The following is a 15,167-nucleotide window of genomic DNA, read 5'->3' as shown; positions in this document are numbered from 1 at the left end:
CCCAGCCTATGCCGGGGGCAGGCGTCCGAACTAGGCCTACCCGCGGGCCGGCCCGCGTCGGCCGGGCCGGCGGGGAAGGCGTCCGGCCGGGCCGTCGCGGGAGTCAGTCCTGCGCGTCGTCGTCCATCGGGAAGGCCACGGCCTCACCCACCACGCGCAGGCACAGCTCGGTGCCGGGCCGCGCAATGGAGGCGTTCCAGTGCCGGATGGTGATGATCTCTCCGCCGCCAGGGTAGCGGTGGTCCGCGACGGCGCCCTCGGCCAGGACCGGCGGCACGGCGAGCTTGAGCCGGACCGTGGTTTCCGGGCCGAAGTAGTCGGTGTCCACCACGGTGCCGCGGATGGGGCCGTCCTCGGCGATCCGGATCTGCTCGGGCCGGAGCATGAGCTGCACGCGGCCCTGCGCGGGCGGCCGTCGGACCGGAATGCCGCCCAGCGAGCAGGTGGCGAGCGAGCCCTCCATCCAGGCGTCGAGGATCACGGCGTCGCCCAGGAATTCGGCGGTGGCCCGGTCCGCCGGGCGGGTGTAGACCACAAAGGGGTTGCCGATCTGGGCGAGCTTGCCGCCGCGCATCACCGCCACCTGGTCGGCGAAGGAGAGCGCCTCGGCCTGGTCGTGGGTGACCAGGATGGTGGTCACGCCGGCGTCGTGGAGCACCTTGCCGACGGCGCGGCGGGTGGCGACGCGCAGCCCGGCGTCGAGTGCGGAGAACGGTTCGTCCAGCAGCATCAGCTCCGGCTCGCGGGCCAGGGCGCGGGCCAGTGCCACACGCTGCTGCTGGCCGCCGGAGAGCTGGTGCGGCCGGCGTTTGGCCATGGCCGGGTCCAGCGCCACCATCTCCAGCAGCTCTGAGACCCGGGACTTGATGCCGCGGTGCCCGCCGGGGAGCTTGCCCGCGTCCAGGCCGAAGGAGATGTTCTGGCCCACGGTCAGGTGCGGGAAGAGGGCGCCGTCCTGCGCCACGTAGCCGACGTGCCGCTTGTGCGCCGGAACCCAGACGCCCTCGCCGGCCACCTTGCTGCCGTTCAGGGAGATGCTGCCGGTGTCCGGGTGCTCGAACCCGGCGATGAGCCGCAGCAGCGTGGTCTTGCCCGAGCCCGAGGGGCCCACGATCGCCGTCGTTCCGCCCTTGGCGACGGAGAGGTTGACACCCTTCAGGACGGCCTGGGACCCGAAGTTCTTCGTGACGGCGTCGACCTCCAGGTGGCTGTTGGTGCTGGGCGCCACGGAGGGGGCGATCCGGGGTTCCGGAAGCCGGGAGGGGTTCTGTTCGGTCACTGTCCCGCTGCTTTCTTGGACTGCTGGAAGAGGAGGTAGGTCATCGGGGCCGAGATCAGGATCATCAGCAGGGCATAGGGCGCGGCGCCGGCGTAGTCGATCTCGCTGCTTTTGCTCCAGAACTCGGTGGCGAGCGTCCGGGTGCCGTTGGGCGAGAGCAGCAGCGTGGCCGTCAGCTCGTTGACGATCCCGAGGAACACCAGCGCGGCGCCGCCGGCCGCGGCCGGGGCGGTGAGGCGGAGGGTGACCCGGAGGAACGTCAGCAGCGGCGGCTTGCCGAGGGCCTGCGCGGCCTCGTCGAGCTCCTTGGGCGCCTGGGCGAGCCCGGAACGGAGGTTCACCAGCGCCCGCGGCAGGAACAGCAGCACGTAGGCGGCGACCAGCAGCCCGGTGGTCTGGTAGAGGTCCGGCACCATCCGGATGCTGACGGTCACGAAGGCCAGGCCGACGACGATCCCCGGCATCGAGCTGGTGACGTAGTTGGAGAGCTCCAGGGCCTTGCTGAACCAGCCCGGGTGCCGCACGGCCAGGTACGCCATCGGGAAGGCGACCACGGTGGTGGCCGCGGCCCCGGCCAGGCCGTAGCCGAGGGTCTGCAGCAGGGCCGGCAGGAAGGCCTCGGCTGCCCAGATCCCCGGTCCGCCGGCGTAGATCCAGCGCAGCACAAAGGTCAGCGGCAGCCCGAACGCCAGCGCGGTCAGGGCCAGCAGTGACAGCTGCGCGGGCAGCTGGTAGGCGTGCAGCGGCAGGCGCAGGGCGCGGGCCTGGGCGCCGGAGCCCACCCGGGCGTAGCGGGCCGTGCCGCGGCTGCGGACCTCCACTAGGAGCAGTATCAGGCAGAAGAACACGAGCACGCTGGCCAGCATGTTCCCGGCGGTGCCATTGAACGTGGACTGGTACTGGACCATGATCGCGGTGGTGAAGGTGTCGAAGCGGATCATCGCGAAGGCCCCGTACTCGGCCAGCAGGTGGAGCGAGACCAGCAGCGCGCCGCCGGTCATCGCGATCCGAAGCTGGGGCAGCACCACGCGGAAGAAGGCGCGCCACGCCCCGAGGCCCAGGGACGCGGCGGACTGCTCGATCGCCGGGTCGAGCCGGCTGAGCGTCGCGGCCGCCGGGATGTAGACCAGCGGGAAGTAGGACAGCGTCGCGATCAGCACACCGGACCAGAGCCCGCCCATCGAGGGCACGGCGGAGACCCAGGCGTAGCTGTTGACGAACGCCGGAACGGCCAGCGGGGCGGCGAGCAGGACGGCCCAGCCCTTGTGGCCCTTGAGGTTGGTGCGTTCCACCAGCCAGGCGCCCCCCACGCCCAGAACCAGGCAAAGCGGCACGGTGATCACCGTGAGCAGCACGGTGTTGAGCAGGAGCTCTCCCACCCGGGCGCGGAAGATCAGGCCGACGGCGGTGTCCCAGCCGGTGGCCACCGTCATGACTGCCACGTAACCGAGCGGGATCAACGAGAAAAGGGCGATCAGGACCGCCAGGATAGCCACCACGGAGACGCCGAAAGGCGGGCGGGGGCGCTTGCCCCTGCCCGCCGTCGTCGTGCTTCCGGTGGTTCCGGGAGCCGCCAGTGTGCTGGTCACTGGTTAGAGCAGTCCTGCCTTGGTCATCAGCTCGGTGACCTTGGCGGAGTTAAGCTTGGCCGGATCGACCTTGGGGGCCTGGAGTTCCGGGAGCGGAACCAGCTTGTCGTTGGCCGGTACGCCGGAGCCGACCGCGTACTCGAAGGACGTGCCCTTCTGCAGCACTTCCTGGCCCTTCTTGCCGGTGATGAACTTCAGGAAGGCCTGGGCGGCCGCCGCGTTCTTCGAGGACTTGAGCACGCCGCCACCGGAGACGGACACGAACGCGCCGGGGTCCTGGTTCTTGAAGTAGAACGGTGTGACGTTCTTGGAGTTCTCGCCGGTCTTGGCCTGGTCGCCGTAGTAGTAGTAGTGGTAGATCAGGGCGGCGTCCACCTCGCCGGCGTTGACGGCCTTCATGGCCGTGCTGTTGCCCTTGTAGGCCTTGTAGTTTTCCTTCATGCCCTTGAGCCATTCCTCCGTGGCGGCCTCGCCCTTGAGTTCCAGCAGGGCGGAGACGATTGCCTGGAAGTCGGCGCCGGACGGCGACGCCGCCCACTTGCCTTTCCACTCGGGCTTGGCCAGGTCCAGCATGGACTTGGGCAACTTGTCCTGGCTCAGCTTGGCCTTGTCGAAGACCAGCACGGTGGAGCGGGCGGCGATGCCGGTCCACTTGTTCGTGGAGGGCCGGAATTCGGCCGGAACCTGGTCGACGGTGGCCTTGTCCACGTCCGCGAACAGCCCGGCGTATTCCACCTGGGCCATGGCGGGGGAGTTCTCGGTGAGGAACACATCGGCGCGGGAGGCCGCGCCTTCCTGGACGATCTGGTTGGACATTTCGGTATCGTCGCCCTGGCGCAGGGTGACCTTGATGCCGGTTTCCGCGGTAAAAGCGTCAACCCATTCCTTGGTCAGGGATTCGTGCTGGGCGTTGTAGACCGTAATCTCGCCGGCGGGCTTGCCGTCGGCCCCGGTGCTGCCGGAGGTCGAGGCGCCGGAGCCGCAGGCGGCGAGGCTGAGCGCGGCGGTAGCGGCAAGGGCAATGCCCGCCAGCGCATTTTTGCGGATCTTCATGAGGCTACTTTCTGCAAGGAAAAGGTCGTAGGTGCCTAACCTCCGTGAGCGGGAAGTTAGGGCATGCTCACTACGAAAAACTGTAGGTTAGCCAAACCTAAGCAACCAAGCCGAGAGCGCCTTAAGTGAGGAGGATCACACGAATTACGAAACTATTGCGTGACTTAATTCCCGGAGGCGGGCTCCCGGGTGTTTTCCGCGGCTGATTCCGCGGATGATGCCACGCCAGTTTCCGCGGTCGTTTCCGCAGGTGGGGAAGCCGCGCCAGCCGCTTCCGGGGCGGTCTCAGTCCCGGCGGGTGCGCCGGAGGGCTTCCCGACGGCGGGCAGCTTTCCGACGATCGACGCCGCGGCCTCCAGCACCATCCAGGCCTGCAGCTGGGTGGACAGTTCGACGGCGGACCCCGCCGGGTAGCTCCGGCGCGCCGGCAGCTCCGGGCGGGCCGAGAAGACCAGCCGGGCACCCCGCCGCGCCAGCGGCTCCTGAGCCCCCACCAGGCGGCGGCCCTCCCAAAAAGCCTCCGCCGTGTCGGTCACCAGCAGGGCCGCGGTGGCCCGCGTCTCGGCGGGCAGCCGTTCGTCGACGGCGGCCAGGGCGAGGTACCGGACGAGGACCCCGGTGAAGAGTCCGCCGTCGCCCGTTCCCTCCGAGCGGAGCACCGCGGCCTTGCGCCCCATCAGCGGTGCCTGCACCGTCAGGTTGCGGTGCACCGCCGCCACGAGCGCCTCCGCCCGCGCCAGGTTCGCCTCGCCGCCCAGTTCCAGCAGGGCGCCGAGGACCGGGCCCTGGTTGTAGGTGTAGATGGCGCTCTCGAGCACCAGTTCGCCGCCGGGGGCAATCCGCAGCCCGTCCCGGTACATGCCTTGTTCCGGGTCGTAGAGCTTGGCGTCCAGCCAGTCCAGCAGGGCCTGGGCCTTGGCCGTCTGCCCGGTGCGGGCGTAGTACAGGGCAACCGGGGCCGTGGCCGGGGTGTTCTTGAAGTCCCGCTTTTTGCTCCAGAACGTGCCGCCGCCCAGGTCGTCGGTCGAAGCCGAGTCGAACTGCAGGGTGAGGCTCTTCAGGACCTTGGCGTTACGGCGGCGGCCGGCGCCCTTGCGGGTGTCCTCGGCCAGCTTCTCCAGCCGCAGGGTCGCCAGGGCCAGCCAGGCCATGTCGTCGTAGTAGCTGTTGACGACGGTCAGGAAGTTCCGCAGCCGGATGCCCGTGACCAGCCGGGAGGCCAGTTTGCCGGCGCTGGGCAGGTTGTCGCCGTCGAACTTGGACGGGGTGTGGCCTTCGCCGCCGAGTTCCCGGCGGCCGGTGTCCACAAGGCAGTCCACGTAGTGTGCCTGCCACCAGTAGTGCCACGGCCGGGCCAGGTTTTTCAGCCGGCCGGAGGGGCGGGTGATTGCGGCGATGTGGGTGCCGGGCAGGAAAAAGAGGCGCTGCCCGAACAGCCGGGTCACCGAACGTGCGGCCTCGTCGGCGCGGAAGGACCAGTTCGGGGCGGGGGAGTGGGCAGCTGCTGCGGTCATGGACCAAGCCTAGTGGCGAGGGCGGCTCAGGCGCGGAACGGCGGGGTCAAGGTGCGCAAAGTTTGCATTCCAGTTAACCTGAACTAACTAATGTTCCCTGGTGCCGGTGGACTGCGCACAGCGTCACGGCCGGGGCCGCGGTTCCACATCAAGGAGGATGCATGGACGTCTTGGGTACTGTCGCGCTGATTACGGGCGGCGCGTCCGGGCTGGGGGCCGCGACGGCGCGCCGGCTGTTCGCTGCCGGGGCCTCCGCGGTGCTGGTGGACCTGCCGGGCTCGGCCGGGGAAGCCTTCGCCGCCGAGCTCAACGCGTCGTCCGGCGGCAGCGGGAACCGGGCGGTCTTTGTCGCAGCGGACGTCACCAGCGAGGAGCAGGTGCAGGCCGCCGTCGACGCCGCCGTCGCCCTCGGTCCGCTGCGGATCGTGGTGAACTGCGCCGGGATCGCCACCGCGGGGAAGGTGCTGGGCCGCGACGGAGTGCTCCCGTTGGAGACGTTCAGCCGCGTCATCCAGATCAATCTCGTGGGCACGTTCAACGTCATCCGCCTGGCCGCCGCCGCCATGGCCGCCACCGAGCCGGTTGCCACCGAGCTCGGCGGCCCGGAGCGCGGCGTCATCATCAACACCGCCTCCGTCGCGGCCTTCGACGGCCAGATCGGGCAGCCCGCCTACGCCGCCTCTAAGGGCGCCGTCGCCGCCATGACGCTGCCGATCGCCCGCGAACTGGCGCGCTCACTGATCCGCGTCGTCACGATCGCGCCGGGAATCTTCGAGACTCCCATGATGGCCGGGCTCCCGCAGGAGGCGCAGGACTCGCTGGGCCAGCAGGTGCCGCACCCGTCCCGGCTGGGGCGCCCGGCGGAGTACGCCAACCTTGCCGCGCACATTGTGGACAATGCCATGCTCAACGGCGAGACCATCCGGCTCGACGGCGCCATCCGGATGGGGCCGAAGTGACGCGCAGCGTAGACACCCCTGACACCCCTGCCCCGGCGGACCCGGCTGGTCCGGTTGACCCGGCTGGTCCGTTGGACCCGGCGCTCGCCGGGCTGCCGACGGCGGATTTCTTCGACTTCGAGTCGCTGCTCAGCGCCGCCGAACAGGCGAAGCTGGCCGAACTCCGGGAGTTCCTGGCCCGCGAGGTGGCGCCGTTCGCCACCGGGTGGTGGAACGACGCCGAGTTCCCCGCGCACATCCTGCCCAAGCTGGCCGCGCTGGAGCTCAGCGCCCCGGCCCAGCGCGGCTACAGCAACCTGTTCGCCGGCCTGGTCATCGCCGAAATGACCCGGGTGGACACCTCGCTGGCGACGTTCTTCCTGGTCCACCACGACCTGTTCGTGGAATCGCTCTACGGCTTCGGTTCGGAGGAGCAGAAGGCCCGCCTGCTGGAGGACGCGGCCAACCTGCGGACCACCGGGGCCTTTGCGCTGACCGAGCCGGACCACGGCTCCGACGTCGCCGGCGGCATGGAAACGACCGCGCGGCGTGTCTCCGGCGGGGACGGCGACTACTGGGTGCTTAAAGGCGCCAAGCGCTGGATCGGCAACGGCACGTTCTGCGACTACATGCTGGTTTGGGCCCGGGACGAGGCCGACGGCGGCATCCGCGGCTTCATCGTCGACGCCACCCTTCCCGGCGTGAGTCGGAGCCGGATCGAAAACAAGATCGCGCTGCGGACGGTGCAGAACGCCGACATTGTCTTCACCGACGTGCACGTGGCCGAGGCGGACCGTTTCGCCGGGATCACCAGCTTCGAGGACACCAACGAGCTGCTGCGCGGATCCCGCATCATGGTCGCCTGGCAGGGCGTGGGCCAGCAGCTGGCCGCATTCGACGTCGCCCGGCAGTACGCCGTCGAGCGCCGGCAGTTCGGGCGTCCGCTGGCGAAGTTCCAGTTGGTCCAGCAGCAGCTGGTGACGATGCTCGGCAACGCGCTGGCAAGCATGGGCATGATGGTCCGGATCGCCCAGCTGCAGGATGCGGGCGACGCAGACATGCCCCAGGTGGCGCTGGCGAAGTCCTACGTGACTGCCCGGATGCGGGAAACCGTGGCAATGGGCCGGTCCCTGCTGGGCGGCAACGGGATTGTCACCGATTACCGGATGGCCAAGATCTTCGCGGACGCCGAGGCGATCTACACCTACGAGGGCTCGTACGAGATCAACACCCTGATCGTGGGCCGCGCCGTGACCGGGGTGTCCGCGATCGTCTAGCGGGGTTGTGTGTCCGGCTCGGCGAAGGGCTGCTTTTCGCCGGCTTCGATCCGGTAGTCCAGGCTGTTGTTCTTCACAGGCATGGGGCAGGTGCCGTACGGGGTGAACGCGCTGGGGTAGTTGATGGCCCGGTTGAAGTCCAGTATCACGGTGCCATCCGGCCTTGGCCGGGCCGTGGACACCTTGCGCCACTCGTCGGTCGTGAGCCTGTTCGTCTCGTCGTGGAACGTCACCATGAGGGCGCCGAGTTTCTCTTCCTCGGCCTGCAGGCGGCACTCGTGCTCCTGGCCCGGCAGCCGGAACACGAGCTCACCGACAGAGCGGTGCACCCCGTCCACCAGCGGGTTGGCGGTGCCGATCGGTACCTCCACCGGTTCGGGATAAGGGATGAATCGCGCCTCGATGACCAGGTCCGGCCGGTAGTCGAAGGTGGGCGCGCCGTCGAACCCGGTGAACACGGGGGAGGCCGAATCCCGGGTGCGGATGGCGTACTTGTTGGCCCGCATCGCGAGTTCCACCACCACCTGACGGCCGTCGGCACCGCCGAACTGGACCCACATCAGGGAATCCTCATTGGCCAGCTCCGCGCTGATGGTCCCCTCCACCGGAGCGCCGCCGTCCACCAAGGTCAGCCCGTCCGACGCCGCGGCGGTGAGGAACGCCGTCGTCCCGTCCGTGGACCACAGCCCGGGGACGAGTTCGACGGCGGCCGGCGAATCCGCCAGCCACTGGAAGGACGTCAGGGTCAGCCAGCCGTAGTCGCTGGCCAGGGCCTCGTTGCGGCTCTTCCGGAAGCGCTGCCAGCGGGCAAGCTGCGGGTCGGCAGGGGGCGCGTCCTTGGTCAAGGAACCCTCCAGGGGATCAGCCCAACTAGCTCGCAGTTGTTGTCGTTTTGAGGGCTCAAAACGACAACAACTGCCAGTCAGTTGGGGGTGGACGAAGTTGCCAGGGCGGCGGCGACCAACTGGCCGGCGGTGGCGCGCGCGGCGGCGGCAGCGGCGGGGTCGGCGTCGAGCACCCCGCTGGCCAGGCCGCCGTCCAGGAGCAGGGTCAGGCTGCGGGCCAGGCCGTCCGGATCCGGCGCGCCGGCCCGGTCCGCCAGGTCCCGGATCCAGGCCAGGATGTGCTGTTTGTGGGCGACCGTCCGCTCGTGCACGCGGGTGCCCGACGCCGATTCGGCGGCGGCATTGATGAAGGCGCAGCCGCGGTAGCCGTCGCGGCGGCAGGCCGTCGACAGGGCGTCGAAGAGGCCCACCAGCTGGGCCGCGGGGTCCGGCCCGGCGGCCTCGGCGGCGGCGTGCAACTGCCCGGTCCAGACGCCGTCCACCTGCTCCAGGTAGGCCAGGATCAGGTCATCCTTGGCCGGGAAGTACTTGTAGAAGGTGGCCTTGGCCACCCCGGATTCGGCGATGATCGTGTCGATGCCGGCGGCCCGGAGACCGTGGGCGTAGAAAAGCCGGAACGCCGTCGCCAGGATCTTCTCCCTGGCCTGGCCGGCCGGAGTCCGGACCGTCCGCGGCCCGGCGGCTGGTGCGGTGGCTGCTGTCGGCGTCATTCTCTTATGGTACACAGACCAGTCTGTCCGGTCTCGTGGATGTCGCGGACGTCACCGGCTACGGGCGGACGCCCAGCCCCTGCACCAGCAGCTTCCAGACCTCGACAAGATCGTCACCGATGGCGGGGTCCTGCCACTCCGCGGCGTGCAGCGGGTGGTGGAAGCGGGCGGTGGCGTGCAGCACGGCCCGGCCGGCCTTCACCGGATCCGCCGCGGCAAACTCTCCGGCGGCCACCCCGTCCGCCACGATCACGGTCAGCTGCCCGGCGAGGTGGTCAACGTGCTCGGCCGCGACCTCCCGGGCCTCCGTGGTCAGCCGGCTGAACGTCGCGAACAGCTCCGGGTCCTCCAACGCCATGCCGTGCTTGATGGCCGCCAGCCGCTGCAGCCAGCGCAGCAGCCGCTGGGCGGCCGGACCGTCCGCGTCGGCGGCCGGGTCCAGCGGCTCGGCGATCCGGGCAAGCCAGCGCCGCGCGACGGCGTCGCGCAGCGCCACCTTGCTGGGGAAGTGCCGGTAGACGCTGCCGTGGCTGACGCCGAGGACCTTGGCGACGTCCACGACGGTCGCCTTCGCCGGTCCGTAGCGCCGCAGCACGTCCTCCGCGGCTTCGAGGATGCGCCCCTCGGTCAGGACGCCGGCTGCCTGGCTCACCGGCGCTCGCTGTCGAGCATGGCCATCTGCCCGGCGTCGTACCGGGTCCCCGCGACGGCATCGGCCGGCACCGCGGCCTCGATCGCCGCGATGTCCTCCGCGGACAGTTCCACCGACGCGGCGCCGAGCGATTCGGCCAGGCGGTCACGACGGCGGGCGCCCACCAGCGGGACGATGTCCTCGCCGCGGGACAGGACCCAGGCGATGGCGAGCTGGGCGACGGTGGCACCCTTGCGCTCCGCGATGGTGCGGAGGCGTTCCACGAGCTCGAGGTTGCGCTGCAGGTTCTCGCCCTTGAAGCGCGGCAGGTGGGCGCGGAAGTCCCGCCGGCCGCCGTCGGCGGACCAGTGGCCGGACATGAGGCCGCGGGAGAGGACGCCGTACGCGGTGATGCCGACGCCGAGCTCGCGGGCCGTGGGCAGAATGTCCTGCTCGATGCCGCGCGATACCAGCGAGTACTCGATCTGCAGGTCGGAGACGGGGTGGACGGCGTGGGCGCGGCGCAGGGTCTCCGCGCCGACCTCGGAGAGGCCGATCTGGCGGATGTAGCCCTGCTTGACCAGGTCGGCTAGGGTGCCCATGGTCTCCTCCAGCGGAACCTTGGGGTCCAGCCGGGCGGGGCGGTAGATGTCGACGTAGTCGGTTCCGAGCCGGCGCAGGGTGTAGGCCAGGAAGTTCTTGACGGCGGCGGGGCTGCTGTCCACGCCGTTCCAGCCGCCGGCCGCGTCGCGGAGCACCCCGAATTTCACGCTGATCAGGGCGTTTTCCCGGCGTCGGCCGCGGAGGGCATCGCGGAGCAGGAGCTCGTTGTGCCCCATGCCGTAGAAGTCGCCGGTGTCCAGCAGCGTGACGCCGGCGTCCAGGGCGGCCTGAATGGTGGCGACGCTCTCGGCGTCGTCCGCGGGGCCGTAAAGGTCGGACATGCCCATCAGCCCGAGGCCGATGGGGGCGGTGCTGGGGCCGTTGAGGCCCAGGGTGCGGCTGTGGCTGAGCTGGAGAGTCGTCATGCGACCACGGTACAACAATCAGCTGACAGATTTCAACATTTGTCAGTTATTCCTCGCGTGGGCGCGGCCCTTGCCGTAGACAGTTCTGTCTGATAGCGTCTCGTGCAGCAGTAGACGGACTTGTCTACTTACGTTTGGTCCGAGAACTCTTCCTGAATGAGGTCCCCATGAAAATTGCAGTCTTTGGCACCGGTATGGTCGGCCCCACCGTCGCGGGCGCCCTGGCAAAGCTCGGTCACGACGTCGTCGTCGGAACCCGCGATCCGCAGGCCACGCTGGCCCGCACGGAGGCGGGACCGATGGGAGGCGTGCCGTTCGCCCAGTGGCACGCGGAGCACGGCGACATCCCCGTGGCCACCTACGCCGATGCCGCCAGCGGCAGTGAGCTGGTGGTCAACGCGACCAACGGCAGCGGTTCGCTGGACGCCCTGACCGCGGCCGGCGCCGCCAACCTGGCCGGCAAGGTCGTTATGGACATCGCGAACCCGCTCGACTTCTCCCAGGGCTTCCCGCCGTCGCTGAACCCGGTCAACACGGACAGCCTGGCCGAGCAGCTCCAGCGGGCGTTCCCGGACGCGCGCGTGGTCAAGACGCTCAACACGATGAACGCCAACGTGATGGTGGACCCGGCCAGCGTGGCCGGCGGCGACCACTCGGTGTTTGTCTCCGGCAACGATGCGGACGCCAAATCGGTGGTGGCTGGCCTGCTGGCGGACCTCGGCCACCGCGACATCATCGACCTCGGCGACATCACCACGGCCCGCGGCACGGAGATGCTCCTGCCGATCTGGCTGCGGCTCTGGGGCGCCTTCGGAAACGCGGACTTCAACTTCAAGATCGCCCGCTAAGTTCCGCCAAGGGTCCGGACACTATCTGAGACGGATTCCCGGGCTGCCCGTGAGCCGGGTAACATCCCATGGGTACAAGTAACCCGGCTCACAGTATCCAGCGCAGTGTACGAGCCAAGTCGAACCCTCGAAAGATAGTTTCCATGGCTGACACTGCATTCACTTCCGGCACGGATCTGGCCTCCGAACTGCGCGCCGACGTCCGCCGGGTGTCCACCCTCCTCGGCGAATCCCTGGTCCGCCAGCACGGTCCCGAGCTCCTGGACCTCGTGGAGCAGGTGCGCCTGCTGACCAAGGAATCCAAGGAGGCCGCCCGGGGCGGCGCCGATGCCACCGGGCCGTGGAGCTCGTACGACGTCGTCGCCCAGGTCCGCGAACTGCTCGGCTCCCTGCCGCTGGAGCAGGCGACCGACCTGGTCCGGGCCTTCGCCTTCTACTTCCACCTGGCCAACGCCGCCGAGCAGGTCCACCGGGTCCGCGGCCTGCGCACCCGGCAGGAGAAGGACGGCTGGCTGGCCAAGGCCGTCGAGGAGATCGCGGCACAGGCCGGATCCGCCGTGCTGCAGGACGTCGTCAACGAACTCGACGTCCGGCCCATCTTCACGGCCCACCCCACCGAGGCGTCCCGCCGTTCGGTGCTGGACAAGGTCCGCCGGCTCTCCGACGTGCTGGCCGAACCCACCCTGGAGGGCACCTCGGCCCGCCGCCGCCAGGACCGCCAGCTGGCCGAGGTGATCGACCAGATGTGGCAGACGGATGAACTCCGCCAGGTCCGGCCCACCCCGGTGGATGAGGCCCGCAACGCCATCTACTACCTCACCGGAATCCTCGGCGACGCCATGCCGGAGATGCTCTCGGACCTCTCGGAGTTGCTCGGCGAGCACGGCGTCACCCTGCCGGTCACCAAGGCGCCGATACGGTTCGGCTCCTGGATCGGCGGCGACCGGGACGGCAACCCCAACGTCACGGCCTCCGTCACGCGCGAAATCCTGCAGATCCAGAACCAGCACGCCATCCGGATCAGCATCGGCCTGCTCGACGGGCTGATCTCCATCCTGTCCAACTCGACCGCGCTGGCCGGGGCGGACCAGGCGCTGCTGGACTCGATCGACGTCGACCTGCGGAACCTGCCCGGCCTGGACCGCCGCGTCCTGGAGCTCAACGCGCAGGAGCCCTACCGGCTCAAACTCACCTGCATCAAGGCCAAGCTGCTCAACACCGGCCGCCGGGTCGCCGCCGGCGCGGCCCACGAACCGGGCCGCGACTACGCCGCCACCGCCGAGCTGCTCGCCGAACTCGGCCTGCTGGAGGCATCGCTGCGGAACCACCACGCCGGCCTCGTGGCCGACGGCGCCCTGGCCCGGGTCCGCCGCGCGATCGCCTCCTTCGGGCTACACCTGGCCACCCTGGACATCCGCGAACACGCCGACCACCACCACGACGCCGTCGGGCAGCTGATGGACCGGCTCGGCGGACCCGGCGTGCGGTACGCGGAGCTCAGCCGCGCCGAGCGGCTCGAGGTGCTCGGCTCCGAGCTGGCCTCCCGCCGGCCGCTCTCCGGCCACCCGATCAAGCTCGACGGCGTCGCGGACGGCACGTACGACGTCTTCCGCGAGATCCGCCGCGCCCTGCGCACCTACGGCCCCGATGTGATCGAGACCTACATCATCTCCATGACCCGCGGCGCGGACGACGTCCTGGCCGCGGCCGTGCTCGCCCGCGAGGCCGGGCTGGTGAGCCTCTTCGGCGAGGCGCCCTACGCCAAAATCGGCTTCGCCCCGCTGCTGGAGACCGTCGAGGAGTTGCGTGCCTCGGCCGAGATCGTGGACGCGCTGCTCTCCGATTCCTCTTACCGGGAGCTGGTCCGGCTGCGCGGGGACGTGCAGGAAATCATGCTCGGCTACTCGGACTCCAACAAGGAATCCGGGGTGATGACGAGCCAGTGGGAGATCCACAAGACGCAGCGGAAACTGCGCGACGTGGCGGCCAAGCACGGTGTGCGCGTGCGGCTCTTCCACGGCCGCGGCGGATCCGTGGGCCGCGGCGGCGGTCCGACCTACGACGCGATCATGGCCCAGCCCAACGGTGTGCTCGAAGGCGAAATCAAGTTCACCGAACAGGGCGAGGTCATCTCGGACAAGTACTCGCTGCCCGAGCTTGCCCGCGAGAACCTGGAGCTGTCCCTCGCGGCGGTGCTGCAAGGCTCGGCGCTGCACCGCGCCCCGCGCACCTCGGAGGACCAGCGCGAGCGCTACGGCCACGTCATGGAGACCATCTCCGACGCCGCGTTCGCCCGCTACCGGACCCTGATCGACGACCCGGACCTGCCGGCATACTTTATGGCCTCCACCCCGGTGGAGCAGCTGGGCTCGCTCAACATCGGCTCCCGGCCGTCCAAGCGCCCCGATTCCGGCGCGGGACTTGAGGGTCTCCGGGCCATCCCGTGGGTGTTCGGCTGGACCCAGTCGCGGCAGATCGTGCCGGGCTGGTTCGGCGTCGGCTCGGGCCTCAAGGCGGCACGCGAGGCCGGGCACTCGGCCCAGCTGGTGGAGATGATGGACGGCTGGCACTTCTTCCGGTCGGTGCTCTCCAACGTGGAAATGACCCTGGCCAAGACGGACATGGACATTGCCGGCTACTACGTCTCCACCCTGGTCCCGGAGGAACTGCACCACCTGTTCCGTGCCATCCGCGCCGAATACGAGCTCACCGTCACCGAGATCCAGAACCTCACGGGCGAGGCCCTGCTGCTCGACGCGCAGCCGACGCTCAAACGCTCGCTGGAAATCCGCGACCAATACCTCGACCCGATCAGCTACCTGCAGGTCGAGCTGCTGCGCCGCGTGCGGTCCGAGGCCGCGGCCGGGGAGGGTATGCCCAACGCGGAGATCGACGAACGGCTCCAACGCGCCATGCTGATCACGGTCAACGGCGTCGCGGCCGGACTGCGCAACACCGGATAGCCCTCCCTCAGCTGTGGCGGGTTTTTCCTGACGCTCCCTCAGGTGTGGCGGGTGTTTTCCGGATCCTCCCTCGGGTGTGGCGGGAGGGTTGGTGGGAGTGCGGCCGGATCTGCGGGAGCGTCGGTGGGGATGCGGCCGGATCTGCGGGAGCGTCGGAGGGGCCGGATAGGGTTGTTCCATGCCGTCGTTCCAGACCAGACTCAAAATCACCGGGCTCAAGCCGGGCAACCCGCCGGAGGCCGTGATGGCGGCGGCCGTTGAGGCGCTCGGGACGCGGCACCACGTGGAGGCCAACCAGCTCGAGATCGCCGGCGGAGTCCCGCAGCTGAACCTGCGCTTCCTGGTCGACGCCACCGCCTACGCCGCCGAGAACAGCCGGGCGCTGGAATCGGCAGCCCTGATGCGCGACGCCGTCGAACGCGTTGCGGTGACCGGAAACCTGACGGTGCTGCGGCGCAACCGGGGCCGCTGGGCGCCGGTCTAGAAGCGCCG

General features: G+C 69.7%; 13 protein-coding genes. 5 read left to right on the top strand and 8 right to left on the bottom strand.

All coding sequences use genetic code 11. The annotated features are described in order from the left end of the window. Nucleotides 1-103: 103 nt before the first annotated feature. The 4 genes from E7Y32_RS03220 to E7Y32_RS03205 form a co-directional block, all read right to left on the bottom strand. Nucleotides 104-1,279, bottom strand: a complete 1,176-nt coding sequence (locus E7Y32_RS03220; protein ID WP_186467033.1) for an ABC transporter ATP-binding protein — start codon at nucleotides 1,277-1,279, stop codon at nucleotides 104-106. Continuing rightward, the gene (locus E7Y32_RS03215) at nucleotides 1,276-2,868 is read right to left on the bottom strand and encodes an iron ABC transporter permease (protein ID WP_186467032.1); all 1,593 of its coding nucleotides are present in this window, start codon (nucleotides 2,866-2,868) and stop codon (nucleotides 1,276-1,278) included. The genes E7Y32_RS03220 and E7Y32_RS03215 overlap by 4 nt, the downstream gene beginning before the upstream one ends. A 3-nt stretch (nucleotides 2,869-2,871) precedes the next feature. After that, nucleotides 2,872-3,921, bottom strand: a complete 1,050-nt coding sequence (locus tag E7Y32_RS03210) for an iron ABC transporter substrate-binding protein (RefSeq protein ID WP_146335850.1) — start codon at nucleotides 3,919-3,921, stop codon at nucleotides 2,872-2,874. A 164-nt stretch (nucleotides 3,922-4,085) separates the two neighbouring features. After that, entirely contained in the window at nucleotides 4,086-5,435 is a 1,350-nt protein-coding gene (locus E7Y32_RS03205) for a glycoside hydrolase family 76 protein (protein ID WP_146335849.1), read from the bottom strand. Between the two features lie 161 nt (nucleotides 5,436-5,596). Between E7Y32_RS03205 and E7Y32_RS03200 the strand changes: the two genes are divergently transcribed. Both E7Y32_RS03200 and E7Y32_RS03195 read left to right on the top strand, forming a co-directional pair. Further along, entirely contained in the window at nucleotides 5,597-6,394 is a 798-nt protein-coding gene (locus E7Y32_RS03200) for an SDR family NAD(P)-dependent oxidoreductase (RefSeq protein ID WP_146335848.1), read from the top strand. Nucleotides 6,395-6,465: 71 nt separating this feature from the next. Then, nucleotides 6,466-7,650, top strand: coding sequence for an acyl-CoA dehydrogenase family protein (locus E7Y32_RS03195; protein ID WP_146338182.1), 1,185 nt, complete (start codon nucleotides 6,466-6,468; stop codon nucleotides 7,648-7,650). Here E7Y32_RS03195 and E7Y32_RS03190 read toward each other — a convergent pair. The 4 genes from E7Y32_RS03190 to E7Y32_RS03175 all read right to left on the bottom strand — a co-directional run bounded on the left by E7Y32_RS03190 (nucleotide 7,647) and on the right by E7Y32_RS03175 (nucleotide 10,864). After that, nucleotides 7,647-8,495, bottom strand: coding sequence for a DUF1684 domain-containing protein (locus E7Y32_RS03190; protein WP_146335847.1), 849 nt, complete (start codon nucleotides 8,493-8,495; stop codon nucleotides 7,647-7,649). The two genes, E7Y32_RS03195 and E7Y32_RS03190, sit on opposite strands and share 4 nt — an antisense overlap. Nucleotides 8,496-8,572: 77 nt before the next feature. Next, entirely contained in the window at nucleotides 8,573-9,205 is a 633-nt protein-coding gene (locus tag E7Y32_RS03185) for a TetR/AcrR family transcriptional regulator (RefSeq protein WP_146335846.1), read from the bottom strand. Nucleotides 9,206-9,263: 58 nt separating this feature from the next. After that, nucleotides 9,264-9,857: a TetR family transcriptional regulator gene (locus E7Y32_RS03180; protein WP_146335845.1), complete on the bottom strand. Its 594-nt coding sequence runs from the start codon at nucleotides 9,855-9,857 to the stop codon at nucleotides 9,264-9,266. Further along, nucleotides 9,854-10,864 carry an aldo/keto reductase gene (locus tag E7Y32_RS03175; RefSeq protein WP_146335844.1) on the bottom strand — a complete coding sequence of 337 codons (1,011 nt, stop codon included), beginning with the start codon at nucleotides 10,862-10,864 and terminating at the stop codon, nucleotides 9,854-9,856. The genes E7Y32_RS03180 and E7Y32_RS03175 overlap by 4 nt, the downstream gene beginning before the upstream one ends. A gap of 167 nt (nucleotides 10,865-11,031) precedes the next feature. On the opposite strand from E7Y32_RS03175, the gene E7Y32_RS03170 reads away from it, so the two are divergent. The 3 genes from E7Y32_RS03170 (at nucleotide 11,032) to E7Y32_RS03160 (ending at nucleotide 15,159) form a co-directional block, all read left to right on the top strand. Then, nucleotides 11,032-11,712 carry an NADPH-dependent F420 reductase gene (locus tag E7Y32_RS03170; RefSeq protein ID WP_146335843.1) on the top strand — a complete coding sequence of 227 codons (681 nt, stop codon included), beginning with the start codon at nucleotides 11,032-11,034 and terminating at the stop codon, nucleotides 11,710-11,712. Nucleotides 11,713-11,855: 143 nt separating this feature from the next. Continuing rightward, nucleotides 11,856-14,675, top strand: coding sequence for a phosphoenolpyruvate carboxylase (ppc, locus tag E7Y32_RS03165; protein ID WP_146335842.1), 2,820 nt, complete (start codon nucleotides 11,856-11,858; stop codon nucleotides 14,673-14,675). A gap of 178 nt (nucleotides 14,676-14,853) precedes the next feature. Then, entirely contained in the window at nucleotides 14,854-15,159 is a 306-nt protein-coding gene (locus E7Y32_RS03160; RefSeq protein ID WP_146335841.1) for a hypothetical protein, read from the top strand. The last annotated feature ends 8 nt before the right edge of the window (nucleotides 15,160-15,167 follow it).

The sequence above is a fragment of the Arthrobacter sp. UKPF54-2 genome, assembly GCF_007858535.1.
Taxonomy (GTDB): domain Bacteria; phylum Actinomycetota; class Actinomycetes; order Actinomycetales; family Micrococcaceae; genus Arthrobacter.
Note: the sequence above shows the minus strand (reverse complement) of the source record. Positions and strands in the feature narration are given on the sequence as shown.

Excerpts from the sequence above, each read along its gene's own strand:
- E7Y32_RS03210 (WP_146335850.1), bottom strand. The coding sequence starts at position 3,921 with ATGAAGATCCGCAAAAATGCGCTGGCGGGCATTGCCCTTGCCGCTACC.
- E7Y32_RS03205 (WP_146335849.1), bottom strand. The coding sequence starts at position 5,435 with ATGACCGCAGCAGCTGCCCACTCCCCCGCCCCGAACTGGTCCTTCCGC.
- E7Y32_RS03200 (WP_146335848.1), top strand. The coding sequence starts at position 5,597 with ATGGACGTCTTGGGTACTGTCGCGCTGATTACGGGCGGCGCGTCCGGG.
- E7Y32_RS03185 (WP_146335846.1), bottom strand. The coding sequence starts at position 9,205 with ATGACGCCGACAGCAGCCACCGCACCAGCCGCCGGGCCGCGGACGGTC.
- E7Y32_RS03175 (WP_146335844.1), bottom strand. The coding sequence starts at position 10,864 with ATGACGACTCTCCAGCTCAGCCACAGCCGCACCCTGGGCCTCAACGGC.
- E7Y32_RS03170 (WP_146335843.1), top strand. The coding sequence starts at position 11,032 with ATGAAAATTGCAGTCTTTGGCACCGGTATGGTCGGCCCCACCGTCGCG.
- ppc (WP_146335842.1), top strand. The coding sequence starts at position 11,856 with ATGGCTGACACTGCATTCACTTCCGGCACGGATCTGGCCTCCGAACTG.
- E7Y32_RS03160 (WP_146335841.1), top strand. The coding sequence starts at position 14,854 with ATGCCGTCGTTCCAGACCAGACTCAAAATCACCGGGCTCAAGCCGGGC.